The following is a 24612-nucleotide window of genomic DNA, read 5'->3' on the forward strand; positions in this document are numbered from 1 at the left end:
ACCCAAAGTATTGCCCGAGGGGCAATTTAATAAGAGGTGATGAAAAAAATAAGGGATTGCGCATCGTCACGATGGCAATCCCTTATTTTCTTTAAAAGACAGCTAGTTATGTCCCAGCCTCATCCTTAAATGATTATTCTACTATTCGATTTCGTTGCTTACGCGTAAGAGTGAAGACCGGCAACGACCAAATTGACGAAGACGAGGTTGAACATGATGACGGCAAATCCGCCGACACATAACCACGCTGATTTTTTACCGATCCAGCCGCGCTGAATCCGCATGTGAAGATAGAAGACGTAGAACAGCATCGTGATCAAAGCCCATACTTCTTTCGGGTCCCAACCCCAATAACGACTCCAAGCCATCTGTGCCCAGATCATTGCGAAGATTAATCCACCGAGAATGAAGACCGGCAACCCGATTGCAATCGCACGATAGCTGATTTCATCCGCCGTCTCAAGATCAATTTTACGGGCAATCGGTTTGAGGCTTTCTGCCAACCGTTTCCGGAGAATGACGAAGCGGAGCAGAACGTACAGAACCAGTCCACCAATCAACGACCATAAGACCGTATTGACTTTGTTGGCATTAAGGAAGTTCGGCAATTCAACGACAGCACCAGAACCGGAAATGATTTTTCCGTTTTCAGGACCCGTCAAAACGGGCATCGTATACTCGTGTTGCATCGTCGCACCGTTTTTTGCAACGTACTCGATTGTCGAGTTCGTACCGAGTGCATTGAATAATAAACCAACAACGATATATCCGACGACACAAGCGAGTGAGAACATGACGACTTCAAGCCACGTCCGTGTTTTCGATTCTTTGTTGAAGTCGGTCGCATGGATCAGGTACAACAGTCCCGTCGCAAAGCTGACCGCAAGAATTCCTTCACCGAGTGCTGCCGTCGTGACGTGGATTTTCAACCAGACACTTTGAAGTGCCGGAATTAACGGCTGCACTTCATCCGGGAACATCGACGCGTACGCGATGACAAGCAAGGCAACCGGCATCGCCACAAGTCCGAGGACATTGTTGCGGTAAATGCCGTAAACAATCAGGAAGCCGAGTACCATCATCATCCCGAAGAATGTCGTGTACTCATATAAGTTTGAGACCGGAACGTGTCCAGCCCCTGCCCAACGTGTGAAGAAGTAACCGAGTTGCGCCACAAACCCTAAAAGAGCGAGTGAAAAAGCAATTTTCCCGGAACGGCTTGGTCCCTTTTTACCACTTGTTGCGACGGCAAAGAACCCGGTACTGATCAGATATAAGATAAAAGACGTCAGCAGTAAATTACCGCTTAAACTAAGCAGGTTCATTTCGTTTCCCCCTCTTCCCGCAACTTCTGGCGGTCTTCCAGTTGCGGAAGTCCCACTTCAGTCAAGGCGAGATTGACTTCTTTCTGAAGTCCAAGTGCATTTTTGTTCGTAAATCCGGCAATATTGATCTGCCCGTTCCGTTCTTTTAACCAGAGTCTGCGGTGCGGCCAGTACATACCGAGCAACAGCCCGAACATGAAAATCATACCGCCGGCAAACAGGAATGGAAGCGTCAAATCTTTTTTGATCCGAACGCCGGAAATGTTCGACAGTTCTGTACCGGCGAAGCCCATTTTGTATTGGTTCTCATCGCCGCCGACATTCAGTTTAATCCCGATCAGACTGCGCTCACCTTTCGGATGTTCCGGTGATTTGATTGTAAAGACAAACGCCGGATTAACCGGACGCGACGAGTTTGTCGTCGGTTTTCCGTCTTTAACAACGAAGTCCGGCAGGAAGTCTTTTAGTTCGACATCATACCCGTTCTTTAATTTGTAAGTTTCCTGCGGATTACGCAAGTCAACTTTAATCGTATCGATGACTTTGCCTGTTTTTTGATTCTCGATATTAAAGGACATCGTCTTAAACTCCGGATCCGCTGCATATTGTTCCTGGAAGACTTGATAGTTTCCGAACTCGAACGGCTGGTTGACGGCGGTCTCCCCGGATTTAACTTTTTCAAGTTTCGGTTTGAAGTCGTCCGTCATTCCGGTTTTTTTATACAACGTCATTTGGGTATCATAGTTTTTCGGAACACTTCCACCGGCGCGTTTCAACGCTTCTCTGAATTTCTCAGGCTCTTTTGCCGGATCGTAAAACTCAATGTTAAACGAGTTGTTTTCGAGATAATACTGATTGTCCGTCGCTTCGACCGGCAAAGTTTCGCCTTCACGGATCCACATCAGCTCGTCTTCGTGCATGCCGGGGACAATCCGTAACATCGCTCCACCGAAGAACAAGACAAGCCCGATATGATTGATGTACGGACCCCAGCGGCCAAATCGTTGTTTTTCCGCAAGCAGCGCGCCGTCTTGTCGGCGGATCTTATACCCTTTTTTCTTCAGCAACGGTTCAATGGCATCAATCTGTTTAACCGTCCCAGTCGCTTCAGCGCCAAATCGCTGACCGCCCATAAAACGGTCGGACTGGATGACCGGTTGTTTCTTCAGCGCGCGATACAGCGGGAAGAAACGGTCGATCGATACGATGATGATGGATAACAGTAATAATGTGATTAAGCCGATATACCACCAGGATTCAAATAAATTATGGAAACCGAGGGCATAATAAATTTCACCGGCCGTTCCATATTCCTTCCCGTAAAACTCTTCCGGCGGAACTGCTTGCGGAATGTACATTTCCTGCGGGAAGATAGTTCCGACGCCGCTTGCGATGATGATTAAGCCAATCAGCCATAAGCCGACTTTGACGGATGAAAAGAACGTCCATGTCCGGTCGATCCACGATTGATTTTTTCGTTTTGAACGAAGCTCGGCTTCCTCATAACGCATGTCCAGTTGCTTATACTCCTGCTGCATCATAAATTCCCCCTCGATGCGTTACTCGTTTGCTTTTTTAATCATTTCTTCTAACTTCGCCTGATCAATCTCACCTTCATACTTTTCAACGACTTTACCTTCTTTGTTGATGATAAAGGTCACCGGCAGGTTGTAGATGCCATAGGCTTTTTCGACGGCACTGTTCGTGTCCATCAAGACCGGATAATCGGTTCCCCCGATTTCCTTGATGAAACTCGATACGCGGACCGGCGTCTCACCGACGTTGACGGCTGCAAAATTAACACCTTCTTTTTGCATCATCTCGTAGTTGTCGTTGATCAACGGCATTTCTTTTTTACACGGTTCACAGAATGTACCCCAAAAATTGAGTAAAAGTCCTTTGCCTTTGTACTCGTCCATCGTATGTTGTTTTTCTCCATACAAATCAACAAGTGCAAATTCCGGCGCATCATCTCCGGCCAGGACTCGACCGTCCTTATCCCGTGTCGCCTGATCGACAAACTGCATGATAACGACCGCACCGGCGAATAATACCATCGTCATGATCATTAACCGCCAAAATGAACGTTTTTTCTTCTTTTGCTTCGCGGCTGCTAGCCGCTCATCCGGGTTCTGATTCGTTTTTTTCATGTTGCACCGCCTCCAACCATATTGTACTTGAAATCGCTTAATTGTTGACAGAATGTGAAATACGTTAATCGTTTTGTCACAAACAAAGAAAACTCAACCCGCAGGCTGAGCTTCTCGCTTTACAAATTAACGTTTTTTTGTGTTCTTACGTCTTTTCGTAGGGGCAGCTACCGGATCCGCCAGCTCACGCAATTGATTGACTTCTTTTTTCGAAAGTTCACGCCAGTCGCCTGATGTTAATCCAGCAAGCGTCAGGAAACCAAACTGTTCCCGTTTCAACTTGATGACCTCTGCGCCGAGTGTTTCGACCATTTGTCGGACTTGACGGTTATGGCCTTCATAGATGACCATTTCTAAAATTGCCGTATTCTTTTTCTTATCGATATCGCGCATCTCGACGCGTGCTTTACCGGTCTTGAATCCGTCCGGTAAGACGACACCTTTTTCGAGACCTTTGACATGATAGTAATCCGGCACGCCTTTGATTTTGACGATATAACGTTTTGGTACTTTGTATTTCGGGTGAAGCAAGAGATTCGAAAACTCACCGTCGTTCGTCAGGAGCAGCAAACCGCTTGTGTTGTAATCGAGACGGCCGACCGGGAATACACGGTGACCCGGTGGGACGAGATCGACGACCGTTTTACGGCCTTTGTCATCTTCCACCGTCGAAACGACACCTGTTGGTTTATACAGCATGTAGTAGACGTGTTCTTCCCGTTCGAGTTTGACGCCGTCGACTTCAACTTCCGCACGTCCGCCGACTTTCGTCCCGAGCTCCGTGATGACTTTCCCGTTGACTTTGACGCGTCCTTCTGTGATTAGTTCTTCTGCCTTGCGTCGCGATGCGACACCGGCTTGGGCAATAATTTTTTGTAGACGTTCCATTAATTTATTCTCTCCTCTAATGACGGTTCATTCCGGAAAAACAAATCCCCATCCGCTTCGAGTGTTTCTTCAAACTCGAGCGGCGGCAACTCTTCGATACTGTTCAGTCCGAAGTGATCCAGGAAATGATCCGTCGTTTTATACAATTTAGCACGCCCGACGCCTTTCGCGCGTCCGGCTTCATCAATTAATCCTTTTGCACTTAACGTGTGGATCACACGCTCCGTCTTGACACCGCGAATGACTTCGATGTCCGCCCGGGTAACCGGCTGTTTATAGGCGATGATGACGAGTGTTTCCATCGCCGCGCGTGACAGGCTGTCTTCTGCAAGCGATCCGGCATACGCCTGCACATAGGGCGACATCTCTTTGCGGGTGACCATTTTGAACACACCGCCGGATTCGACGATTTGCAACACCCGTTCCTCCGCTTCAAATGTCGTCTGGAGTGCATGTAACTGTTCCCGGGCCGCTGCCTCACTGATTTCAAGAACTTGACTCAGACCACGCGGATCGATTCCATCGTCTCCGACGACGAATAATAAACTTTCAATGATTCGCTCATACGCCAATCTGATTCTCCTCCTTCACTAAGGCACGCAACAGGATATCGTCGCTCATTTGCTCACAGGCGACGACACGTTGTTTGACAAGTTCAAGTACAGCCAGGAAACTGACGACCAATTCTTCGACGGTCGGTTGTTCCGTGAAGAACCCGAAAAATGTCGTCCCTTCATTGGCAAAAACATATTCCGAAACATGAATCATCTGTTGTTCAAGCGTCCGTTCTTCCCGTTTGACGGTTTTCGAACGCCGTACTTTCCAGGCGACGCGTTGACGCATTTTCTCATAGGCACGCAACAAGTCGCTAAAAGACAGGTTCCCGCTGAAATCTTGATTGTCCGGATCGAGATACGTCATCAAGTCTTCCGGCTGTTTTGAAAACAGTTCCAGCCGTGCTTCTTCCTTTTCTTTTAAAACAAGCGCCGCTTCTTTGTATGCTTTATATTCAATCAGTTGCTGAATCAACCCTTCACGTGTCGGATCTTCTTCAAAATCCGGAACGTCTTCGAAATCCGTCTGTTCGACAGGTAACAGTTGTTTACTTTTTAATTGCAGGAGCGTCGCTGCCATGACCAGATATTCACTCGCCACATCAAGTTCGAGATGTTGCATGGCCCGGATATAGGACACATACTGATCCGTCACGATCGAAACGGAAATGTCATACAGATCAATCTCCAGCTTACCAATCAAATGCAACAACAAATCCAACGGGCCTTCAAACGCATCCATCTTTACACTGTATGATTCCATGATTCTCCCTGCCCATCAACGTTTTTTGCGCCTTAGTATACCACACATCACCTGATTTCGACTATGCTATATTAAAAGGAAAGGAGATCAATCCATGCATCCGATTGAACAATTTGCATTTGAATTCAATGTCCAACAAGACTATTTCGAATGCCACGAAGTACTCGAAGAACTGTGGCAGGCCGGTCAACGACAAGATGAATCCCTCGTCGCATTGATTCAGCTCGCCGTTGCCCGCTACCATCATCGCCGGGGAAATGTATCCGGGGCGATGCGGACCTATCCGAAAGCTTTCCGAAAACTCGAACGCCATGCCGGATCACTCGCCGGTCAAGGAATCGATATCCCACGCCTGCTCGCTTTACAACCGTTGTTCATGCAGCCCGACTATATGCATATTCCGTTGCCGCTCGCAGATGATCTCGAACAACGGGTCAACAGTCTGCCGATTGAACCGGTACAGGATTTATCATTCTTGCGGCATAAACATCTGTTGCGCGACCGTCAGGATGTCATCACGGCACGACAGACGGCTCTTGCGGCACGCCAAAAAAAATGAAAAACCGGTCCGTAACTTACATGGACCGGTTTTTATTGATTTTTCCACTTTTCAACAAGTCGACTCGTTTCGTCCGTTGCACCCGTGATTTCCATCCGCAGCATTTTTTCGGCTGCATCCAGTAACATATACGACATCCGTTCTCCGCGGAACGATGGCGACAAGGCGATATGTTTCAATTCAGCGTGGCCATCCACTAATTGAAATCCGATGATGCCGATAAAATCTTCATCCTGTTTATAGAGATACAACTGTTGATTTTCATCTTGTTCATAGGTTTGAACCGTTTCAAGCAAATACTTCGGATCCTTCACTTCACACGAAAAAGCGATTAACCCCATCGCGGTCCGTTCATTCAACTTTTTATATTTTACTAGCATCTGATTCTACACCTTCCTAGTTTCAACAACTCTCAGGAACATGATCAACTGAGACTTGTTTATTCTACACCTTCTCGGCTCGAATTGCTTCATTTTTCGTGAAATCAAGTAAAAAGACGGCCTGATCCATTTGAATTCCCACCGCCCTTCCTTCACTTCGCAAACGAGACCCCCCTGTCACGAAACAGGGAGGCGGGCTCTGACATTATGTGCTTTTACTGACTGTCTGATTACTTCGACCCTTCGAGGACACGGATGAATTCCCGCATGTAATCCGGTAAATCGGGCGGACGGCGGCTCGAGATAATATGTCCGTCGACGACGACGGGCTCATCATGCCACGTTGCGCCGGCATTCGTCATATCGTCCTTGATTCCCGGTGTGCTTGTAACGTTGATGCCTTTTAAGACACCGGCTGAAATCAAGACCCATCCGGCGTGACAGATTTGACCGATCGGCTGTTTCGTTTCGTCAAAATGACGGACCATCGCGAGGACCGAGTCAAACCGGCGCAGTAAATCCGGTGACCAGCCGCCCGGAACAAGAATCGCATCGTAATCGGCCGGATTGATTTCGTCAAACGTTTTATCCGACACAATCGGAACACCGTATTTTCCGATGTATTTTTCACCGGCTTTCTCGCCGACGATGTCGACCGTCGCCCCTTCTTCGCGTAACCGGTGGACCGGGTACCATAGTTCTAAATCCTCAAAGTCGTTACTGACGAGTTGAATAATCTTTTTTCCTGCTAACCGCATCATAAATCGCTCCTTCATTTTTCAGTTCTTGTTGTCAATTCCCGTATTGGGCGAAAAAAAAACTTCCCTTCTTTGATCAAAGAAGGGAAGAAATCACTTACGCTTCGACGCGAATTTCTTTAATGCCAGCGCCTTGTTTCATTTTTGTTGCATGTTCAAGACCTGATGTCACTTGTCCGAAGACTGTGTGAACGCCGTCGAGATGCGGTTGCGGCTCGTGAACGACGAAGAATTGGCTTGACCCTGTGTTACGGCCTGCGTGCGCCATTGAAAGCGAACCGGCTTTATGCTTGTGCGGGTAAGATGTTGATGTTTCACACGGAATTGTTTTACCTGATCCGCCTGTACCGTTTCCGATCGGGCATCCGCCTTGTGAGACGAAACCAGGAATAACACGGTGGAAGTTCAATCCATCGTAGAAGTTCGAGTTCGCAAGGTTCTCGAAGTTTTCTGTTGTGATCGGCGCATCGTCGTTAAACAATTCGAACTCAATTTTATTACCGTCTTCCAGTAAGATATATCCTGTTTTTTGCATGTGTATACCAACCTTTCGCGCTTTTCAGCTGTGGTGTTCGCCGCGGCATCCGCGGCTCCGTTACCTAGTGTATCAAATCTTCGTAAAAAACGCAGGTTTTTTACTCACTTCACTGCGGATTCGAGCATTTCAATCACAACACGTTCACCCGCACTGACCGTTGCCTGAATGCCGTTCGGTAACGGGAAGACCGGATCCGTATGCCCGAAGTCCGCATTGAGCACAATCGGGAAGTCATAACCGCGGGTCGCCCGCAACAGAATGTCCTTCAGCGGGAAGTCTGGATCAAACTCGACTTTACTGTGAAAACGTCCGACGACGATTCCAGAAATCTTCTCATACGCTCCGAGATGACGGAGTTGCGTAAAGTACCGGTCAATCGTCTCCGGCGTTTCACTTTCGTCGTCTTCAAGCATCAGCACCGCCCCGTCGAGCGACGGCATGTACGGTGTCCCGGCAAGCAGCAGCAGTGTCCCGAGGTTACCGGCAACGATCGGTCCCGTCCCCTCACCTGTACGGGCGACAACATAGCCGTCATTCGCGACGTGTGTTCGTCTCCGGTCATCATTGACGTCCCAGCGCAGACCTTCATCCGTCCATTCATCCGACGCTTCGATTGGACCGATTGGATCCGTCTGCATCAACGTTCTTTCAAACCATTTTTTTGTATAGTCATCAAGACCATGCAGTTGACCAAATTGCGGTAAAATCGCCGGTCCGACAAATGTCGTCAAACCGGTTTTTGTCTGAATACCGGAAAGAAGAGCCGTAATATCGCTGTACCCCATAAAGATTTTCGGATTATTCCGGATCAGCTCGTAATCCAGTTCATCAAGCAGCTGATGCGAATTGAAGCCGCCGATGGCCGCAAAAATCGCTTTGACATCCGGATTTTTGAATGCCATATGCAGATCTTGAAGCCGTTCCCCAATCGTACCGGCCGTATGACTGTGAACTGCTGTCGCATTCGGCATTAAAAGAACCTTAAATCCCATCCGTTCCAGTGTTTCAATCCCCCGTTGCAGACGACGCGGTACATAAGCTGCGACCGCAGAAGCCGGCGAAACAATCGCAATCGTATCGCCGACGTTTAATTGAGCTGGTTTCATCTGTGTTCCCCCCTTACATTCTTCATTTCACTATAACAAAAAACAACCGACTGGGAAAGAAACCCAGACGGTTGTAAGAAAACACCTTATTGAATGACAGCGTGGACAAGCGGACGTGCTTCCGGTTTTGTCTCGCTGATGTGATACGCGTGATCCATTTTCTCGATGGCTTGATCGAGTGTTTCTTTGTTCGAACGGAGTGTCGCAATGACATCACCGACTTCGACTTTGTCGCCGACTTTTTTGAACAGGGTAACGCTTGCTGCGTGATCGATGACATCCGTCTTCGTTGCACGGCCGGCACCGAGGATCATGGCTGCGACCCCGACTTCATCCGCGATGATTTCCGAGACGTATCCTGCTTTCGACGCGACGAAATCTTTTTCGAATTTCGTTTCGAGTGCTTTTGTCATATCGTCGACGAGTGAAGCATCGCCGCCTTGTGCTGCGATGAATTTCTTGAAGACGTCGAGTGCTGCTCCGTTTGCGAGACGTGTCTCGAGATCCGCGTACGCTTCGTCAAATGTCGGGTAGAACTCCCCGAGGACTGCCATGTGTGACGCAATCGTCAAGGCGATGACTTTCAAGTCACGGACATCTTTCCCTTGCAGGACTTCGATCGCTTCCTTGACTTCGTTCGCATTTCCGATTTCGTTTCCGAGCGGCTGATCCATGTCCGTGATGACGGCAATCGTCTTCCGGTTAACACTTTTACCGATCGACACCATTTCTGTCGCGAGTGCTTTTGCGTCTTCAAATGATTTCATGAACGCGCCTGAACCCGTTTTCACGTCGAGGACGATGCTGTCAGCACCGGCAGCGATTTTTTTCGACATGATTGAACTTGCAATCAACGGAATCGAGTTAACCGTCGCCGTCACGTCGCGTAACGCATAGAGTTTTTTGTCAGCAGGTGTCAGGTTGCCTGTCTGACCGATGATTGCCATTTTGATGTCGTTGACTTGTGTCACGAATGCTTCTTCCGACAACTCGACATCAAATCCTGGGAATGCTTCGAGCTTGTCGATTGTTCCGCCTGTGTGACCAAGACCACGTCCGCTCATCTTCGCGACAGGAATCCCGATTGATGCGACGAGTGGTGCAACGATCAGACTGATTTTATCGCCGACGCCGCCTGTTGAGTGTTTGTCGACTTTTTTACCATGGATGCGTGACAAGTCGATGACGTCACCCGACTCGACCATCGCCATCGTTAAGTCCGCGATTTCGCGGTCTGACATACCTTGATAGAAAATCGCCATCGACATGGCTGACATTTGGTAATCCGGGATGTCACCGTTTGTAAATCCTTCCACCATCGCTTTAATATCGGCTGTTGGTAACTCGCCACCGTCTCGTTTTGTTGCAATCAAATCTACCATACGCATAATAAGTTCCTCCTCAAGGGGTCGTTCGTATTTTTTATCGGTTTTCGATGCTTACATTTTTTTAATCGAACCACGGACAAGTGACAGGAAGTGGGCACGGACGCGTTCCGTCGTCTCGATGACTTCATCGTGATGAAGCGGTTGATCGAGAATGCCGGCTGCCATATTCGAGACGCACGAAATTCCGAGTACACGCATATCCGAGTGACGGGCCACAATGACTTCAGGCACTGTCGACATCCCGACGACATCCCCGCCGAGTAACCGGGCAAGTTTCACTTCTGCCGGTGTTTCGTATGTCGGACCCGTATTTCCGAAGTAGACGCCTTGACGGACGTTGATGCCGAGTTCGTCAGCCGTTTCCTGCGCAAGACGCAACAATTCTGCGTCATACGGCTTCGACATATCCGGGAAACGTGGTCCCATCTCATCAACGTTTTTCCCAATCAACGGGTTTGTACCGAAGAAGTTGATGTGATCCGTGATCAACATCAAGTCTCCCGGTTCAAATGCTTCGTTACAAGCACCGGCTGCATTTGTGACGATCAGTGTTTCGACACCGATTGCTTTCATGACACGGACCGGGAATGTCACCATTTCCATCGAGTAGCCTTCATAAAAGTGGAAACGTCCTTGCATCGCAACAACTTGTTTGCCTTCAAGCGTACCGAAGACGAGTTGTCCGGCATGGCCTTCCACTGTCGAGACCGGGAAGTTCGGGATATCGCTGTATGGAATCGCAATCGGATTCTCGATTTCGTCTGCCAGGACACCCAGTCCTGATCCAAGAATCAAACCGATTTCTGGTTTCGCCTGCATTTTGCTTTCTAAATACGTACGTGTTTCATTCCAATTGACTGTCATCTGAATCGCTCCCTTAAAATTAAAGTTCTGACAAGAAACTCTTTCCGTGTGCCGGCATCTTGACGTTGAAGTTATCGGCAACCGTCGCTCCGAGATCGGCAAACGTTGAACGGATACCGAGATCTTTCGCAGCTCCGTTTTTCGAATAGACCAACAGCGGGACGTATTCACGCGTATGATCGGTTCCAGGATGGACTGGATCATTTCCGTGGTCTGCCGTGATGATCAACAAATCATCCTCTTGCAGACGGTCAAAGACTTCCGGCAAGCGGGTATCGAATTCTTCCAGCGCCTGACCGTATCCTTGAGGATCACGACGGTGACCGAACAACGCATCGAAATCGACGAGGTTCAGGAAGCAGAGTCCTGTAAAGTCACGATCGAGTTGCTTAACGAGTTGATCCATACCGTCCATGTTTGATTTTGTCCGAATCGCGTCTGTCACACCCTCACCATCGAAGATATCCGCAATTTTACCGAGCGAGATGACATCGAGTCCGGCTGTTTCCAGTTCGTTCATGACAGTCCGGTCAAACGGTTTCAGCGCATAGTCGTGACGGTTAGACGTCCGGACCCATGCTCCTTGCTCACCGAGGAACGGACGGGCGATGATCCGGCCGAGCATGTACGGGTCGTCGCGTGTAATATCACGGGCATATTCACAAATCCGGTACAGTTCTTCGAGCGGCACAACTTCTTCGTGTGCGGCGATTTGCAGAACCGAGTCAGCGGATGTATAGACGATCAATGCGCCGGTATCGACGTGTTCCTGTCCGAGTTCATCGAGGATTTCTGTTCCAGATGCCGGTTTATTCCCGATGATTTTCCGTCCCGAGAATGTTTCCAGGCGACCAATCAAATCTTCCGGGAATTTCTCGAACACGCGGAACGGCGTATCAATCCGCAGGCCCATGATTTCCCAGTGACCTGTCATCGTATCTTTACCGGCCGAGACTTCTTCCATCTTCCCGAAAGAAGCAATCGGTGCAACATCTGCAGATACACCTTGAACCGGTTCGATATGCGACAAACCAAGCTGAGCGAGATGCGGCATATTCAGACCATTCCGCTGTTCTGCGATATGTCCCAGTGTATGCGCACCAAGATCACCGAATTGTTCTGCATCCGGTGCTTCTCCGATTCCTACAGAATCCATGACGACTAAAAATACACGTTTGAATGATTGAGCCATATTAAAATTCCTCCTATATGCTTATTGCTTATTACTGAAATAAATCCCGTTTGAATTTTCCCGTAAACGGACTAGACAAAACACCCTATTTGTCTGAAGTCAGACCTTTTGATGGTAAAACCATCACGCACGTGGATGATGGTTCTTGTAGACATCATGCAGTCTGGCTTTATTGACATGCGTATACATTTGCGTCGTCGATAAATCCGCATGCCCTAACATTTCCTGGACGACACGTAAGTCGGCTCCGTTCTCGAGAAGATGGGTCGCAAACGAATGACGCAAGACGTGGGGCGTGATATCTTTTTCAATCCCCGCTTCTTTCGCCCGGCGTTTGATCATCTTCCAAAACCCCTGCCGCGATAACCGATCGCCGCGGCTGTTGAGGAACACATAATCCGTTTGTCGCCCGCCGAGACTGTTCCGGGCCAGTTCGAGATAAATCGAGACGCTGTCAATCGCCGTCTGACTGATCGGGATAATCCGGGTTTTGTTACCTTTTCCAAGACAGGACAGGTAACCAAGTTCAAGTTGCAAATCCCCCAGTGTCAGTTGTAACAGTTCACTGACACGCATACCGGTTCCGTAGAGCAGTTCAAGCATTGCTGCATCACGCCGGACGAGCGGGTCATTTCCGACGACTGAGTCAAGCAGTCGGACGATATCGGTTTGACTCCAAACCACCGGCAATTTTTTATCCGGCTTCGGTAAATCAAGATGACGCGACGGGTCGTGACGGACGATTTGACGTTCCACCAAAAACTGATGAAACGATCGAATCGAGCTCGTCGATCGCCGGACCGTCGATCGTGATTTTTGCGCCTGTAACAAGGATTCAATATGAAGGACGATCTGGTGGCGGGTGACTTCTTCCGCGGACGAAATCCCCTGCTGTTCAAGCGTCGTCAAATACTGGTTTAAATCATTTCGATAAGCAGCTGCCGTGTTCGCTGACATCTGCCGTTCAATTACTAAATAGTCGATAAATGTCTCCAGTTGTTGCCTCACTGAACTCATCCTCTATCATTAAGAAATCGCTTACTTTCCCATCATATCAAAGGTGTAAACCGTTGTGAAGAGGTCTGACCTATATTTTTCAAAAAGAAAAACCGCCCTCTTTTAGATGAGGACAGTCAGACGGTTTGTGTTTGTGATTGCTCCAGTGCTTCACGTGCATGCCGCTCCTGGCATACCCGGCATACACCATGAAACGTCAAACGGTGATCCTTGATTTTAAATTGGAAACGCGTGACGATTTCTTTTTCGACTTCTTCTAACATATCATCCAAGATTTCCTCGACGGATCCGCATTCGATACAGACGAGGTGATGATGCGAGTGACTCGCACCTTCCTGCCGTAAATCAAATCGGGATACGCCGTCTCCGAAGTTGACTTTATCAACGACTTCAAGCTCCGTTAATAATTCAAGTGTCCGGTAGACCGTCGCAAGTCCGATGTCTGAGTTTTTTTCTTTGACCAATAAAAAGACATTTTCCGCACTTAAATGGTCCGACTCATGTTCCAGTAAGATCCGTACGGTCGCTTCACGTTGGGGAGTCAGCTTATATCCTTTACCGCTCAGCTGTTTTTTAATGCGTTCAACACGACTTTCCATCATAGCGCCCCCTTTGGTCGAAACTGATGGTTTTATCATAGCCGATAATCCGTGGTTTTTCAAATTAAAATGATTATCAACTGAAAATCATTCGCTTTAGAATGATTTTAATGTACGAATGTGCCAATGCTGAATCGCCATGATCGTTTTCGCATCGACAATCGTCCCGTCCGCTACAAGTTCAAGCGCCCGTTCAAGTGTCAATGTCTGGTTTTCGAGAAACTCATCGGCATCCAGCTGGCGCTCTCCCGCAGTCAAACCGTTTGCTTCATAAATATGTACGCGTTCGCTGCAAAAACCAGGAGCTCCGTAAAAATCAAACACGTGGTTCAGCTCAGTTGCCGTGTATCCCGTTTCTTCTTTCAGTTCACGCCCTGCGCACTCTTCCGGATTTTCCCCTTTTTCCAACTTTCCGGCCGGGATTTCAATCGACAATTGCTCGAACGCTTTCCGGTATTGCTCGACGACCAACAAATCTCCTTTTTCATCAAACGCGATGATGGCGACTGCACCGTTGTGATAGACCAGCTCGCGGATCGACGTATTACCGTTCGGCAGACTGACGACATGTTTCTCAACGTTAAACACTTTTCCTTCATAAATAACTTCGCGCTCTAATGTTTTTTCTTCCATCCTGAACACCTCTTCTAATCGGATTTCTTCTCTTTCTCAGTATGCCTGTTTTTTGATTCTTGATGCAAGTCTGTTTCTTTTCCATTGCAATGCCCATTCCGTACAAATCCACCCGGGAACATCCTGGATCAAATATGCTAAACTGATACACAGTAGCACCAGTCGAAAGAAATGAGGGATTGATATGACATTAGGTTTAGGTACGATGACGATTTTAAAACGCGGTCAAGAGGAAGCAGCCGAAATTCTTCGGACAGCGCTCGACGAAGGAATCGTTCACTTCGATACGGCGGATGTCTATGCCAACGGCGCAGTCGAGTCATTGATTGGACAGACATTTTCACCGGAAGACCGCAGCCGGATCTTTTTGGCATCAAAAGGCGGCAACCGGATGAATGACACCGGGACCGGCTGGACGTGGGACCCGAGTTACGACTACCTGAAAAAAGCATGTTTTGAGAGTCTGAACCGTCTCGAAACACCGTATCTCGATCTCTATTATGTCCATGGCGGAACGATGGAAGACGATCTGGATGCCTCGATTCGTGCCATGAAAGACTTGCGGGAAGAAGGACGGATTAAAGAATACGGACTTTCGTCCCTCCGTCCGAACGTCATCAATTACTGGCTTGACCACAGTGACTTCAGTTATTTGATGACACCGTATTCGCTGCTCGACCGTCGGATCGAGGAGTTATTGCCGCGGTTGCAAGAACGCAACATCAAGCTCGTCGCCCGCGGACCGCTCGCGAAAGGTCTTCTGACGACGGAAAGCATGTCACGTCTTCAATCGGTTGACCGGTTTGAACAATACGACAAGGAGCAGCTGGAACATGTCCTGTCGACGTTACAGGATTATCCGCTTCCTGCCATGGCTCTGCAGGCTGTTGATCAGCAAGCCGATATCGTGTTGCCCGGCGCATCGAGCGTGTCGCAACTGCAGGCGAATCTGCAGGCGATGCGGGAACCGTTGACTGTTGAACAGATCGCACATGTCTTGTCGCTTCTACCGGTCCACACGTACACAGAACACCGGTGAGGTTTGAATATTTTATCGGAAGGGAAACTTCTTCTTTGTAACGTTATTACAGAGGAGGAGTTTTTATCATGTCAAAAATTTTAATCGTATCTACAAGTGCTGACGAAATGAACGGTCACAAAACCGGTTTATGGTTCGAGGAGTTTGCTGCTCCATACAACCTGTTTAAAGAAGCCGGTCATGATGTCACGGTCGTTTCGGTCAAAGGCGGCGACGTACCGATTGATAAAGCATCAATGGTTAAAGAAATCCTGCCTAAATTCCAGGAAGCACGCCGTGCCCTGCACGATACGACGCCACTCGCAGACGTCGATCCTGCTTCATTTGACGCTGTTTACTTCCCAGGCGGCCACGGAGCAGTCGTCGACTTCCCGAACAACCCGCTCGTTGCCGGTGCCATTGAAGCGATGGTCCGAAAAGACGGCGTCGTCGCGTCAGTCTGCCACGGACCTGCTGCCTTTGCACATGTCACGATTGACGGAAAACCGTTCGTATCAGGTCGTCAAATCAACGGCTTCACGGACGAAGAAGAAAAATCAACAGGACTCGAAGACAAAGTTCCGTTCTTGCTTGAAACTACATTACGCGGTGAAGGAGCAACCTTCCTGACTTCAGATGCCGGAAAAGAATTTGCTGTCATCGACGGTAATGTCGTCACAGGTCAAAACCCTGCTTCAAGTGAAGCCGTCGCTAAGCTTGTCATTGCTAAGCTCGCAACTGTCTAACTTAATCCTGCAAGCAACAAACCCCTTTTCGGTACAGATACCGAAAAGGGGTTTGTGTTGTTTTAACTTTACGGTAAAACCCGCTCATACGCTGCGATTTCACGACTCAGTTCTTCAAGCTTCTGTTTTTGTGTTTCGTACTGTGGCGAAAGCTTGAGATGCTCCTGCTCTAAACTCGTTTGTTCCGCCGGAGTGAAGGCACGGGGAACAATCCGTTCCCGACGGTACCACCGTTTCGGAATAATCGTCGGTTCCGGACCCGATTTCAACAGCTGATCGACTTGATCATAGGCTGAACGGACTTCTTCAAGCTGATCTTTGACAGACGGATGTTCCTGACGCAATTGTTCGAGACGTGTCGCGACGAACGGTTGCGACTTCAACACCAGCTGTTGTTTAATCGATTGCTTCAGAATCTGTTTGACTTGTGACCGTTGCACATCTGATTCAGCTTCGTCTGCTACGATTTCAAGATTCAGCTCTCCCGCTTCATCTAAAATCTGTTCCATTTCCTCAAACGATAACCAGACCAACTGTTGCGTGACAAACCGGTCAATCACTCCGGATTCTTCATAGTAGTCACCGATTTCTCCGCCTAATTTTAATTCTGCGACAGCGTAATGGACTTGATGTTCAATCATCTCATCCGTGACTTCATCCAACCATTCTTCATAATCTGTAAATACACTCACGTTCGTAGTCCTCCTCTAATCCCTTTACAATTCATTTACTGTACCATATCGTCTGTCTCGAATGCTCTTTTGACGACGCAAAAAAACAATCCCCTGTTTTGACAAAGGATTGATGATATCACTGTATGGTTCAGACATTCGCCTGACTTTTCTTTATTTCTTCCATCGCCCAGTCGCACCAGTCGAGATAATTCAGCATCATGCGTAAGCCGTATTCACTCGTCAAGGTTTCCCCGAGCGTTGCCCCGTTTTCTAAATGATCTTTCCGCCAGACCTTCATCATATCGACGGCAAACTGGTGATGCCGCTTCGATTCTTCCAAATACAAAATCGCTTCATCCGGCGGCAACAGATGCAGCAAGGATACTCGCATCAAGTTCTCATCTTTCATCTTCGGCTTGAACTCACTTGGCGCACGCAACCAGGCGACAAGTGCCGTTTGACCTTCTTCCGTAATCGAATAAACCTTTTTATCGGGTAAGTCTTCTTGGACGATGTACACACTGGTCACAAGCTGATCTTCTTCCATTTTCAACAATTCACGGTAAATTTGTGTATGATGCGCCGTCCAAAAATGGGTCATCTGCTTTTTGAACGTCGTACTTAAATCATATCCGGTCGCTTCTCCCTGAGTTAGCAGTCCGAGCAATGCAAATCGTAACGCCACTGGCTGCACCTTCTTTCATCAAATGTATATATTGTTAATTATCTCAAAGAAATGCCCATTATGCTACTTTTTGCCTAGCTTTACCGTAAAAAAAACGAAAGGACTGCCGCATAAAAATGCATGACAGTCCTTTCGTTATATCTGCTGGACACGATATGCTTGAATTCCTTCATTCACACGTCTAAAGTAGGCAGACGGATGCGGTACGAACTGATCGCGGCGGATGATTTCTTGATCCACGGTCTTAAACGTTTCTGCTGTCTCATCCGTCAGCCGGTCAAACTCGGAAAATGGTAAGGCAATCAATCGACTGACTTCTTCTGTTTGCAACACGTAACGTTCGAGCGGCATCGATTCATTTGTCAGGAACAGATGGACACGTTCACGATCTTTTAAGTCCCCGAGTATCAACTCTTCCAAGAAGACGCCCAGTGGAAACAGTTGCTCAAACTGCCGGACGAGACCGATCTCTTCTTCAAGTTCGCGGATTCCGTCCCTCGGCGTCTCATCTGCGAGCAAATGTCCGGCAGCCGTGATATCAATCAGTCCCGGGAAATCTTTTTTCTGTTTCGCCCGTTGTTGCAAGATCACGTGGCCTTCCTCAAGATCGATGACAAAACAATGAAACGTTTCATGCCACAATCCCTCTCGGTGGATTTTCTTGCGGGTTGCCGGATACAGCGGTTGACCGATGGAATCAACGACCATTAACTGTTCTGATTCGCTCATCGCAACACCTTCGAAGCTTGATAAAACCGCTCGCCGACCGTATACAATTCAGCAATCAAAAAGAGGATTGCAATCCAGATGATAGCACTTGGAAACAGTAACATGGCAGTCAGAAAAAGAAACCCTTCCGTCCGTTCGACAAGGCCCGGTTGATACTGGAATGACTTAAATCCATAATTTTCGCTGACCGCTCCAATCGCAAGAAACATCGTCATACCAATCACGAATGAGGCGACGAGTAATAAAATGACGACTTGCGTCTCCGGAAAACGTAAGGCAATCCCGATCAGAACGGATAATTCCACAATCCGGTCGAGCACTAAATCGAGAATCGTCCCGATTGGTGTCGTTTTTTCCCGGCGTGCCATCGTTCCATCGACGACATCGAGTGCTCCGGACAACCATAATAATAAAATTGCAATTCCCGTCATATCGTTATACACAAAGAAACCGGTCGAGGCACCGATGATGCCGGAAATGATAGTGACCTGGTTGGCGGAAAGCCCCATCTTCTTTAATAAGGTCGCCATCTGCTCAAAAAGGGGCTGGACGACTCTTCTTGCGCGTGTATCTAACATACTACCCCTCCTTTCTCACAAGATAAGCTGTCACGTTTTCAAGGAAAGTCTCTGTCGTTTGAACAACAAGACGCTCACCTGTCTCGCGTTCGACTTCATAAAAACGAACACCGTACTGCGTCAGCTCTTTCGTAATCGTAACACGTTCCTGTAATCCATTCGTCGGTCTTAAGACCAACTTCACTTCCGATAACGAATACCAATCACCGTCCAGGTACACGCCGTCTCCGAAAAACGGACTTTTTTCCGCCAATTCCACCGGATGTCCCTGATCAATGATTTGTCCTTGTTCCATTACGTAGACATAGTCCGCCATCGCCATCGCTTCCTCACGGTCGTGCGTCACAAGTAACGTCGTCACGCCTTCCGCGACCGTCAAGCGCCGGATCAGCGTCCGCAGTTCGCGGCGGCGCGGTAAATCGAGACTCGAGAACGGTTCATCGAGCAACAGAAAATTCGGACCGCTGGCCAACGCCCGGGCAAGGCTGGCCCGTTGTTGTTCTCCGCCGGACAGTTCATGGACAAAAGCATCTGCCCGACCGGCTAATCCGACTTTCTCCAACCATTGTTGCAAATCCTCATGATGACCTTTTGCCATACCAAGACGGATATTTTGACCGACTGTCAAATGAGGAAACAGTAACGGACGTTGAAACAACATCGTCACTCCCCGTTGATTCGGAGCAGCATGTGTCATGTCGATCTCTCCGAAACGGATGTTTCCATCCGATACTTTCTCAAGACCTGCAATCAATCGCAACAGTGTTGTTTTCCCGCTTCCGCTCGGACCGACCAAAGCGACACATTGTCCCGACGTAATGCGTAAATCAACGCCCTGCAAGACTTGTTTCTGACCAAATCGTTTATTGACGTGCTGAATCGTAACGTCCATCTAACAGCCTCCGAACTAATCGCACCCATGCTTCGAGCAGCATGAGTTGCACAAAATAAATCAAAAAAGGTAAAACAAGCAGCCAGATCGTCGCTTCTTTCGCTGCAATCAAAGAATTTCCGGAATAAAGCGGAAACGCTTCAAGCGCGATCATTTGAACGACACCGCCTCCGATTAAGGTGACGAGCGCATATTGGCTCAAGGCAATAACCGTTACGAGCAGCGTGACAGATTGGATGGCAGAACGCATCATCGGGCCTGTCAAAAAAACAAATCGTTTTATACGGCTCGGTTCAATCAACACCATCTGCTCCATCATCTGTTCTCCCAGTGCCTGAAACGCATTCGTATAGATCCGAATCGTATACGGTAACGTCGGAAGCAGTAAAACCAGGAGCACTCCGACAAATTGATCGGCAAGCCCTAACCGGATCCAGGTCAGATAAAGACCAAACGACAATAATAAAACCGGTAAAAAGAGAGGTAAACTGATTAATAGTTCCATCGAGCGGATGAGTCGTCCCGCGCGGAACGCAATTGCCTTTCCAGTAATATAGCCGATCGAATGATTGAGCAGCGTCAAGGCAACAATCATCGAAATCGTCGTTGCCAAGGTTTCAAACAACCGCGGATTCCAAGTCCAGGTCGACGGAATCAATCCGAGCAATGGAACGAGGATCAGTAATCCTGTCACTCCTGTTATGATTCGTCTCCTCATTCGATTCGCCCCTTACTGATCCGTTCCGTTAACGGACGAATCATTCGTGTGAACAGCAATAACAGCAAAAAAAGGATGCCGGTCAAGAGGACACTGATGGCAAATGCTTCCGGTTGACGGGACAAATCGCCTTGCGTATATAAATCAAACGTATAGACGCCAATCAGCTTCGGATACGTCACACCGAGCAACGCCGGGACTTCGTAAGCAAACAAGGTGAAGGCAAAAACGATAAAGGCTGCTTCCAGAACAGGAAACAGCAAAAATACCCCTTTTCCGTGCCAAAACCGTTTTATCCGTGACAAACCGAGCATCAATCCCAGTTCTTCATAGCGATGGTCGAGACGCCGGTAGACCGGCAGTAAATAGAAAAAGACAAACGGGATTTCCTTGTAGAGATACGTCAAGATGATACTGAATTGATTCACCTCGTGCGGACCAATGACCGGGAAATCACTCAGGTAAAGAATGGCTAGATAAGCTGCACCAAGATGGGGTAAAAATAACGGGACGGCCAGGATTTGCGCAGCCCATCCCGTTTGTCTGGCAAAAAAACCTGCCAATCCTGCCCCGATCAATACAGCCAGTAAGGTACTGCTGACTGCGACATAGAGACTGATGCCGACACTTTCCAAAAATACCGGATCTGCGGACAATTGCTTGTAATCTCCCCAAGTCGTCATCGAAAGACTGATGAACAGACCGTATCCGACCATGCCGACAATCAGCAGCGTTGCAGGCCAGGCATTACCGCGCCACACGTTCCGGCCAGTCTTTCCGAATCATATCAAAGATGGCCGGATCCAGTTCAGCACGGACTTTCCCCTCAAATGCTGCCGGTTTCGGTGTCGATTCCGCTGCCGGAACCTCTTCAAACGCCTGCTGTTCCTTCTGGCTTACCGTCGTCAAATCGAGGCTCGTGCCGTCTCCCCAGTAAGTACCGTCGAATTTCTTGAGTTGGGCGTCCGGTGACAATAACGTGTTGATCGTAACGAGTGCTCCATTCGGATTCGGTGCGTTAAATGGAATCGACAGGAAGTGGGTCGACGCGATGGAACCGTCTTTTAAGATCAGCGGACGTGTCTCTTTCGGGAATGTCCCTGACTTTACTTCCTGTTCAGCCCGTCGTTCGTTAAAGCCCATCGTGAAGGCGACACTGCCTTTGGCATACAGTTGATCAAGCTGAGCGAGCGTCTTCGGATACGTTTTACCTTCTTTCCATAAATAAGGCTTCAATTCGTTTAAATACGCCCATGTTTTCTTAAAGTTCGCTTTCGGGTCCTTTAACGTCTCTTTCGACTCGAGCCCGTACATGACGTGACGGACAAACGCATTCCCTGTAAAGTCCGTCACTTCCGGATACGTAAATTTTCCGGGATTTTCCTTGACCCAGCTTTTGAGTTCCTGCAAGTCTTGGGGCGGATTTTTGACACTGGTTTGATCGTAGTGGAACGTGTATTGAACTTTTCCCCACGCGGCTTCGAGATGATCCGTCGGTGTTCCGCTGTCCGATCCTTGCGCCTGCGGATCGACGTATTTCATGTTCGGCAACACTTTTGTGATTTCACCGTATAACAAGTCGTCCTTTTTGGCGTTCCGGAAGTTGTCACCGTTGATCCAGACGACATCGATGACACCCGTTTCTTTCCCGGCTTTCTTTTCCGCCCGCAGTTTTTGAATCAAGTCGGCTGTTTCAATCGGAACCCGCTTCAATGTAATCTTGTGCTCTTTTTTTAATTTTGGTGCCACGTACTCATCGATATAGGCGTTGATCCCCTCATCGCCGCCCCACATATACATCCGGACGGTCGTCGCATTCGCGTCTTTCGCAATTGACGTATAGGACGATCCTAATACTTTCTCCTGGACCGGTGCTGCAGGAGAGGCACATCCGGCAAGGAGCAGTCCTGTTGCTGCGATGGCAGTCATCTGTTTTATCATGTGTGAAAATCCCCTTTATTTTTTATCGAAGCCTGACTTCCCAAGCCATTCAATGACCCGTGGAAACCATCCGTAGGCCTTTGCCGAACCTTCCATCCAAAACGGCGCATTCACCTCGCGTTTTTCCCGGACCATGGCCCGTGTCACCGTTCGTGCTAATTTTTCTTTTGACAGGACGATGTTCGCAACGTTTTTTTCGTATTTCCGGCTGAGATCCGCCCGGACAAAAAATTCCGTCGCAATCGGTCCCGGATTGACAGTCATGACATGAAGACCCTGTGGCTTCAGTTCGAGACGCAATGCATTTGAAAACTGATATAACGCCGCTTTCGTCATGCAATAAATACTCGACTTCGGTGTAGGCAATTTTCCGGCTTGACTTGCCACGTTGACAATCATGCCATCCGGACGAAACAGCGGAAGACAGGCTTTCGTCAACCGGATCGGAGCTAGAACGTTGACCCGGTTCATCGATTCAATGGTTTCAATCGTCGTGTCCTTCAAAAAACTGAACTCCCCAAACCCGGCGTTGTTGATTAGTACATCAATCATGCCATACCGTTCGGCGATTTGATCAGCCAGATGCTCCGGTGAATGTTCTAAATCGTAAACGATGTATTCCGCCTGAAGGGTTTTCGCCATCTGTTTCAGCCGATCTTCCCGCCGGGCGACTAAAATCAAATTTGCCCCGTGCCGGTTCAGCTCGTAAGCGAGTGCTTCCCCGAGACCGCTCGAGGCACCGGTCAAGACAACTGTCTTATTGATGAGATTCATGTGCACTGCCCTTTCTCGTATACCGTAAAATCCCGTCTTGTTTTTCGACAACGATCTGTCCGCTGGCTACAAGGTAGTCTAGACGGGCTTTCATCTCACTCATGACAAGCGGGAACGATTTCTTCAACCGGTTCCCATACGTCACTTGCGCAAGCTCAAACAACGTTTTGGAATCTGTGATATGCTTCAGCAACTGTTCACCGCGCGCTTTCCGTTGTAACAGACGTTCTTCGATTAAGGACGGAACATCGCGAATCGGTTCGCCGTGCCCGGTGTAGGCAATCTGAATTTGTTCGCCCTGCAGTTTACGGAGAGAGCGCATGTACGCGAGGACCGGTCGTTTCATATCCGATTCATCTCCCGGCTGCGGCTGCTCCAGCAACGGATTCGGTTCAACGCGCGCCAACAGATGATCGGCTGCAAACAGGACACCCGATTGACCGAGAATGCCGATTTGATCGCTTGCATGACCCGGCAGTTCAATGATCCGATACGCGCCTGACGCCGTAATCGCATCGCCTTCCTGCAGGACATGATCGAGTTGTCCTTTGCCGAGCCATTTTAATGCCGATAAGTAACTCGGTAAAAGTGCCCGTATATCGTCCGGTACTCCGAACGACAAGGCCAATCGTTGCAGGAAGTCATCCCCTCTGCTCAAAAAGGCTTGGTCTTGTTCTAAGTAGGGCCGCAGTCGTGCATGTCCATAAATCGGAATCCCCTGTTCAGAAAAACGGTAAGCAAGCCCCGCATGATCCGCATGGTGGTGAGTCACGATCACTTTATCGAGCATCGAAACCGTCATCCCGATTTTTTGGAGACCGTCCTGCATCGCTTGCCAGGCTTGTTCCGTATCCGGACCACAATCAATTAAAATATTTTCCGAATCGGTCCGTAACACATAACAATTGATATCTCCGACCGGGAATGGTGTCGGAATCGGTAACGTAAAGATTTCATCCTCTTGTCGCATCGGTAAACCCCTCTTCTCTCTGGATGGTTTCCTTCATTATAGAGAGAAAGAAGCGGCAGCGGCAAACTTTGTCGCCCTCAAACCGTTAAACCTTTAAAAAGAATACGCAAGATACCGTCCGTTGGATGCAAAAAAGCGACCTTTCCGCAGATGAAAGGTCGCTTGGATCAAAC

29 protein-coding genes are annotated in these 24612 nt (G+C 48.5%); 3 read left to right on the forward strand and 26 right to left on the reverse strand.

The window, feature by feature from the left end:
• Window positions 1–158: 158 nt before the first annotated feature.
• From ccsB to R7V76_RS07570, 6 genes are all read right to left on the reverse strand, one after another.
• Window positions 159–1325: a c-type cytochrome biogenesis protein CcsB gene (gene ccsB, locus R7V76_RS07545; RefSeq protein ID WP_318091871.1), complete on the reverse strand. Its 1167-nt coding sequence runs from the start codon at window positions 1323–1325 to the stop codon at window positions 159–161.
• Window positions 1322–2863: a cytochrome c biogenesis protein ResB gene (gene resB / locus R7V76_RS07550; RefSeq protein ID WP_318091873.1), complete on the reverse strand. Its 1542-nt coding sequence runs from the start codon at window positions 2861–2863 to the stop codon at window positions 1322–1324. The genes ccsB and resB overlap by 4 nt, the downstream gene beginning before the upstream one ends.
• 21 nt (window positions 2864–2884) lie before the next feature.
• Window positions 2885–3475: a redoxin domain-containing protein gene (locus R7V76_RS07555; RefSeq protein WP_318091874.1), complete on the reverse strand. Its 591-nt coding sequence runs from the start codon at window positions 3473–3475 to the stop codon at window positions 2885–2887.
• A gap of 126 nt (window positions 3476–3601) precedes the next feature.
• A complete protein-coding gene (locus tag R7V76_RS07560; RefSeq protein ID WP_012369915.1) occupies window positions 3602–4363 on the reverse strand; it encodes a pseudouridine synthase in 762 nt (253 codons plus the stop codon).
• On the reverse strand, window positions 4363–4935 hold the full coding sequence (scpB, locus tag R7V76_RS07565) for an SMC-Scp complex subunit ScpB (RefSeq protein ID WP_012369914.1): 573 nt from the start codon (window positions 4933–4935) through the stop codon (window positions 4363–4365). The genes R7V76_RS07560 and scpB overlap by 1 nt, the downstream gene beginning before the upstream one ends.
• Window positions 4925–5680, reverse strand: coding sequence for a segregation/condensation protein A (locus tag R7V76_RS07570; RefSeq protein WP_214765326.1), 756 nt, complete (start codon window positions 5678–5680; stop codon window positions 4925–4927). Before R7V76_RS07570 ends, scpB begins: the two co-directional genes overlap by 11 nt.
• A 94-nt stretch (window positions 5681–5774) precedes the next feature.
• Between R7V76_RS07570 and R7V76_RS07575 the strand changes: the two genes are divergently transcribed.
• A complete protein-coding gene (locus tag R7V76_RS07575) occupies window positions 5775–6239 on the forward strand; it encodes a DUF309 domain-containing protein (protein WP_318091875.1) in 465 nt (154 codons plus the stop codon).
• Between the two features lie 32 nt (window positions 6240–6271).
• Here the strand turns inward: R7V76_RS07575 and R7V76_RS07580 are convergent, their stop codons facing one another.
• From R7V76_RS07580 to R7V76_RS07625, 10 genes are all read right to left on the reverse strand, one after another.
• Window positions 6272–6619: a GNAT family N-acetyltransferase gene (locus R7V76_RS07580; RefSeq protein WP_318091877.1), complete on the reverse strand. Its 348-nt coding sequence runs from the start codon at window positions 6617–6619 to the stop codon at window positions 6272–6274.
• A gap of 230 nt (window positions 6620–6849) precedes the next feature.
• Window positions 6850–7377, reverse strand: a complete 528-nt coding sequence (locus R7V76_RS07585) for a type 1 glutamine amidotransferase domain-containing protein (RefSeq protein ID WP_318091878.1) — start codon at window positions 7375–7377, stop codon at window positions 6850–6852.
• Window positions 7378–7474: 97 nt separating this feature from the next.
• Window positions 7475–7912: a peptidylprolyl isomerase gene (locus R7V76_RS07590; protein ID WP_012369909.1), complete on the reverse strand. Its 438-nt coding sequence runs from the start codon at window positions 7910–7912 to the stop codon at window positions 7475–7477.
• Between the two features lie 104 nt (window positions 7913–8016).
• Window positions 8017–9021 carry a S66 family peptidase gene (locus tag R7V76_RS07595; protein WP_318091880.1) on the reverse strand — a complete coding sequence of 335 codons (1005 nt, stop codon included), beginning with the start codon at window positions 9019–9021 and terminating at the stop codon, window positions 8017–8019.
• Window positions 9022–9107: 86 nt separating this feature from the next.
• Complete coding sequence (locus tag R7V76_RS07600) at window positions 9108–10409, reverse strand: pyrimidine-nucleoside phosphorylase (RefSeq protein ID WP_318091881.1); 1302 nt, start codon at window positions 10407–10409, stop codon at window positions 9108–9110.
• Between the two features lie 51 nt (window positions 10410–10460).
• Complete coding sequence (locus tag R7V76_RS07605; RefSeq protein WP_318091883.1) at window positions 10461–11273, reverse strand: purine-nucleoside phosphorylase; 813 nt, start codon at window positions 11271–11273, stop codon at window positions 10461–10463.
• A 19-nt stretch (window positions 11274–11292) separates the two neighbouring features.
• Window positions 11293–12465, reverse strand: a complete 1173-nt coding sequence (deoB, locus tag R7V76_RS07610) for a phosphopentomutase (protein WP_318091884.1) — start codon at window positions 12463–12465, stop codon at window positions 11293–11295.
• A gap of 123 nt (window positions 12466–12588) precedes the next feature.
• Window positions 12589–13473, reverse strand: a complete 885-nt coding sequence (xerD, locus tag R7V76_RS07615) for a site-specific tyrosine recombinase XerD (RefSeq protein WP_318091885.1) — start codon at window positions 13471–13473, stop codon at window positions 12589–12591.
• A gap of 125 nt (window positions 13474–13598) precedes the next feature.
• On the reverse strand, window positions 13599–14081 hold the full coding sequence (fur, locus tag R7V76_RS07620) for a ferric iron uptake transcriptional regulator (protein WP_026828821.1): 483 nt from the start codon (window positions 14079–14081) through the stop codon (window positions 13599–13601).
• Window positions 14082–14177: 96 nt separating this feature from the next.
• Window positions 14178–14714 (reverse strand): NUDIX domain-containing protein, encoded by a 537-nt coding sequence (locus R7V76_RS07625; RefSeq protein WP_290830350.1) that lies wholly within the window; start codon window positions 14712–14714, stop codon window positions 14178–14180.
• Between the two features lie 184 nt (window positions 14715–14898).
• Between R7V76_RS07625 and R7V76_RS07630 the strand changes: the two genes are divergently transcribed.
• The gene (locus R7V76_RS07630) at window positions 14899–15753 is read left to right on the forward strand and encodes an aldo/keto reductase (RefSeq protein WP_318091886.1); all 855 of its coding nucleotides are present in this window, start codon (window positions 14899–14901) and stop codon (window positions 15751–15753) included.
• Window positions 15754–15821: 68 nt separating this feature from the next.
• Window positions 15822–16478 (forward strand): type 1 glutamine amidotransferase domain-containing protein, encoded by a 657-nt coding sequence (locus R7V76_RS07635; protein WP_290830347.1) that lies wholly within the window; start codon window positions 15822–15824, stop codon window positions 16476–16478.
• Window positions 16479–16546: 68 nt separating this feature from the next.
• Here the strand turns inward: R7V76_RS07635 and R7V76_RS07640 are convergent, their stop codons facing one another.
• From R7V76_RS07640 to R7V76_RS07685, 10 genes are all read right to left on the reverse strand, one after another.
• Entirely contained in the window at window positions 16547–17170 is a 624-nt protein-coding gene (locus R7V76_RS07640; protein ID WP_318091887.1) for a hypothetical protein, read from the reverse strand.
• A 130-nt stretch (window positions 17171–17300) separates the two neighbouring features.
• Window positions 17301–17837, reverse strand: coding sequence for a PadR family transcriptional regulator (locus R7V76_RS07645; RefSeq protein ID WP_114596260.1), 537 nt, complete (start codon window positions 17835–17837; stop codon window positions 17301–17303).
• A 135-nt stretch (window positions 17838–17972) separates the two neighbouring features.
• The gene (locus R7V76_RS07650; protein WP_318091888.1) at window positions 17973–18566 is read right to left on the reverse strand and encodes an NUDIX hydrolase; all 594 of its coding nucleotides are present in this window, start codon (window positions 18564–18566) and stop codon (window positions 17973–17975) included.
• Complete coding sequence (locus tag R7V76_RS07655; protein ID WP_012369896.1) at window positions 18563–19144, reverse strand: CDP-alcohol phosphatidyltransferase family protein; 582 nt, start codon at window positions 19142–19144, stop codon at window positions 18563–18565. Before R7V76_RS07655 ends, R7V76_RS07650 begins: the two co-directional genes overlap by 4 nt.
• Before the next feature lies 1 nt (window position 19145).
• Window positions 19146–20036, reverse strand: a complete 891-nt coding sequence (locus R7V76_RS07660; protein WP_318091889.1) for an ABC transporter ATP-binding protein — start codon at window positions 20034–20036, stop codon at window positions 19146–19148.
• Window positions 20008–20754, reverse strand: a complete 747-nt coding sequence (locus R7V76_RS07665) for an ABC transporter permease (protein WP_318091890.1) — start codon at window positions 20752–20754, stop codon at window positions 20008–20010. Before R7V76_RS07665 ends, R7V76_RS07660 begins: the two co-directional genes overlap by 29 nt.
• Window positions 20751–21515, reverse strand: coding sequence for an ABC transporter permease (locus R7V76_RS07670; protein WP_318091891.1), 765 nt, complete (start codon window positions 21513–21515; stop codon window positions 20751–20753). The genes R7V76_RS07665 and R7V76_RS07670 overlap by 4 nt, the downstream gene beginning before the upstream one ends.
• On the reverse strand, window positions 21502–22695 hold the full coding sequence (locus R7V76_RS07675) for an ABC transporter substrate-binding protein (protein WP_318091892.1): 1194 nt from the start codon (window positions 22693–22695) through the stop codon (window positions 21502–21504). The genes R7V76_RS07670 and R7V76_RS07675 overlap by 14 nt, the downstream gene beginning before the upstream one ends.
• A gap of 15 nt (window positions 22696–22710) precedes the next feature.
• Window positions 22711–23469 (reverse strand): SDR family NAD(P)-dependent oxidoreductase, encoded by a 759-nt coding sequence (locus R7V76_RS07680; protein WP_318091894.1) that lies wholly within the window; start codon window positions 23467–23469, stop codon window positions 22711–22713.
• On the reverse strand, window positions 23453–24439 hold the full coding sequence (locus R7V76_RS07685) for an MBL fold metallo-hydrolase (protein WP_318091895.1): 987 nt from the start codon (window positions 24437–24439) through the stop codon (window positions 23453–23455). The genes R7V76_RS07680 and R7V76_RS07685 overlap by 17 nt, the downstream gene beginning before the upstream one ends.
• Window positions 24440–24612: the final 173 nt, after the last annotated feature.

The sequence above is a fragment of the Exiguobacterium artemiae genome (assembly GCF_033342815.1).
Classification (GTDB): domain Bacteria; phylum Bacillota; class Bacilli; order Exiguobacteriales; family Exiguobacteriaceae; genus Exiguobacterium_A; species Exiguobacterium_A artemiae_A.

Bases quoted from the DNA above. Each gene is read 5' to 3' on its own strand.
- ccsB (WP_318091871.1), bottom strand. From the start codon at position 1,325: ATGAACCTGCTTAGTTTAAGCGGTAATTTACTGCTGACGTCTTTTATC.
- resB (WP_318091873.1), bottom strand. From the start codon at position 2,863: ATGCAGCAGGAGTATAAGCAACTGGACATGCGTTATGAGGAAGCCGAG.
- R7V76_RS07555 (WP_318091874.1), bottom strand. From the start codon at position 3,475: ATGAAAAAAACGAATCAGAACCCGGATGAGCGGCTAGCAGCCGCGAAG.
- R7V76_RS07560 (WP_012369915.1), bottom strand. From the start codon at position 4,363: ATGGAACGTCTACAAAAAATTATTGCCCAAGCCGGTGTCGCATCGCGA.
- R7V76_RS07570 (WP_214765326.1), bottom strand. From the start codon at position 5,680: ATGGAATCATACAGTGTAAAGATGGATGCGTTTGAAGGCCCGTTGGAT.
- R7V76_RS07575 (WP_318091875.1), top strand. From the start codon at position 5,775: ATGCATCCGATTGAACAATTTGCATTTGAATTCAATGTCCAACAAGAC.
- R7V76_RS07580 (WP_318091877.1), bottom strand. From the start codon at position 6,619: ATGCTAGTAAAATATAAAAAGTTGAATGAACGGACCGCGATGGGGTTA.
- R7V76_RS07585 (WP_318091878.1), bottom strand. From the start codon at position 7,377: ATGCGGTTAGCAGGAAAAAAGATTATTCAACTCGTCAGTAACGACTTT.
- R7V76_RS07590 (WP_012369909.1), bottom strand. From the start codon at position 7,912: ATGCAAAAAACAGGATATATCTTACTGGAAGACGGTAATAAAATTGAG.
- R7V76_RS07595 (WP_318091880.1), bottom strand. From the start codon at position 9,021: ATGAAACCAGCTCAATTAAACGTCGGCGATACGATTGCGATTGTTTCG.
- R7V76_RS07600 (WP_318091881.1), bottom strand. From the start codon at position 10,409: ATGCGTATGGTAGATTTGATTGCAACAAAACGAGACGGTGGCGAGTTA.
- R7V76_RS07605 (WP_318091883.1), bottom strand. From the start codon at position 11,273: ATGACAGTCAATTGGAATGAAACACGTACGTATTTAGAAAGCAAAATG.
- deoB (WP_318091884.1), bottom strand. From the start codon at position 12,465: ATGGCTCAATCATTCAAACGTGTATTTTTAGTCGTCATGGATTCTGTA.
- fur (WP_026828821.1), bottom strand. From the start codon at position 14,081: ATGGAAAGTCGTGTTGAACGCATTAAAAAACAGCTGAGCGGTAAAGGA.
- R7V76_RS07625 (WP_290830350.1), bottom strand. From the start codon at position 14,714: ATGGAAGAAAAAACATTAGAGCGCGAAGTTATTTATGAAGGAAAAGTG.
- R7V76_RS07630 (WP_318091886.1), top strand. From the start codon at position 14,899: ATGACATTAGGTTTAGGTACGATGACGATTTTAAAACGCGGTCAAGAG.
- R7V76_RS07635 (WP_290830347.1), top strand. From the start codon at position 15,822: ATGTCAAAAATTTTAATCGTATCTACAAGTGCTGACGAAATGAACGGT.
- R7V76_RS07650 (WP_318091888.1), bottom strand. From the start codon at position 18,566: ATGAGCGAATCAGAACAGTTAATGGTCGTTGATTCCATCGGTCAACCG.
- R7V76_RS07655 (WP_012369896.1), bottom strand. From the start codon at position 19,144: ATGTTAGATACACGCGCAAGAAGAGTCGTCCAGCCCCTTTTTGAGCAG.
- R7V76_RS07660 (WP_318091889.1), bottom strand. From the start codon at position 20,036: ATGGACGTTACGATTCAGCACGTCAATAAACGATTTGGTCAGAAACAA.
- R7V76_RS07665 (WP_318091890.1), bottom strand. From the start codon at position 20,754: ATGAGGAGACGAATCATAACAGGAGTGACAGGATTACTGATCCTCGTT.
- R7V76_RS07675 (WP_318091892.1), bottom strand. From the start codon at position 22,695: ATGATAAAACAGATGACTGCCATCGCAGCAACAGGACTGCTCCTTGCC.
- R7V76_RS07680 (WP_318091894.1), bottom strand. From the start codon at position 23,469: ATGAATCTCATCAATAAGACAGTTGTCTTGACCGGTGCCTCGAGCGGT.
- R7V76_RS07685 (WP_318091895.1), bottom strand. From the start codon at position 24,439: ATGCGACAAGAGGATGAAATCTTTACGTTACCGATTCCGACACCATTC.